This window comes from Rhizobium mulingense, from assembly GCF_029194105.1.
GTDB lineage: Bacteria > Pseudomonadota > Alphaproteobacteria > Rhizobiales > Rhizobiaceae > Rhizobium > Rhizobium mulingense.
The window spans coordinates 1-694 of the sequence record NZ_JARFVE010000068.1; the positions used below are offsets into that span (position 1 = coordinate 1).

Below are 694 nucleotides of genomic sequence, written 5' to 3' on the forward strand. Positions count from 1 at the left end.
GCGACGAGCCTGGCGATGAGCCGAAGGCCCTTTCCGAATGCGACGTCAAATCGAACATCAAGTCCATTCCGGGCGTGGCACATGCCCAATAGGACCCAGCTTTCGAGGGAAAAAAACGTGTCAAATATTGAATGTGAACGTGACACGGACTGCAGGCGAAAGTCTTTGCGTGCACCGTCGTCGATTTTCGTTCCGAACACAAATAGCGGGGCGCAGTTGCCTTGGTATACTATCTACCCAACAATACAGGAGTTTTCTCCAGAAATCGGCGCCCACACATATGAGCAATGGCTGAGAAGCCAGGGAACTGATGACGCTGTCTCGCTCTATCTCCACATTCCATTCTGCCGCTCGATGTGCTGGTATTGTGGTTTTCCGACTAGGGCGTAGACTCATAACGATCTGATCCAGATGCGTGCTGCTGCCAGCTTGATTGCGGCGAGAAAGTTGCGCGGGTCTTTGTCGTATCTGGTTGCAATGCCCCGGAACTGTTTGAGTTTGTTGAAGAACCGTTCGATCAAGTTGCGTTGGCGATAGACCCATGCACTGAAGGGGAAGCTGGCCTTGCGATTACGTTTTGCCGGAATGTTGGCCCAGGCCCGTTTTTCCTTGGCCAAGTCTCGCAAGGCGTTGGTGTCGTAGGCGCGGTCAGCAAGGAGGATCGCGCCTTCTCGCATGTCCTGCAGCATCGGCT

The 694-nt window shown here is 53.7% G+C and carries 1 protein-coding gene and 2 pseudogenes; 2 read left to right on the top strand and 1 reads right to left on the bottom strand.

Features of this window, described 5'->3' with window-relative positions; all coding sequences use genetic code 11:
- Positions 1-77: pseudogene (locus tag PYR71_RS30725) on the top strand (nitrogenase); the annotation flags it as partial.
- Between the two features lie 40 nt (positions 78-117).
- Positions 118-381, top strand: a pseudogene (locus tag PYR71_RS30730) (coproporphyrinogen III oxidase); the annotation flags it as partial.
- An 11-nt stretch (positions 382-392) separates the two neighbouring features.
- Here the strand turns inward: PYR71_RS30730 and PYR71_RS30735 are convergent.
- A partial coding sequence (locus PYR71_RS30735; RefSeq protein WP_143541176.1) for a transposase occupies positions 393-694 on the bottom strand: 302 nt, incomplete at its 5' end.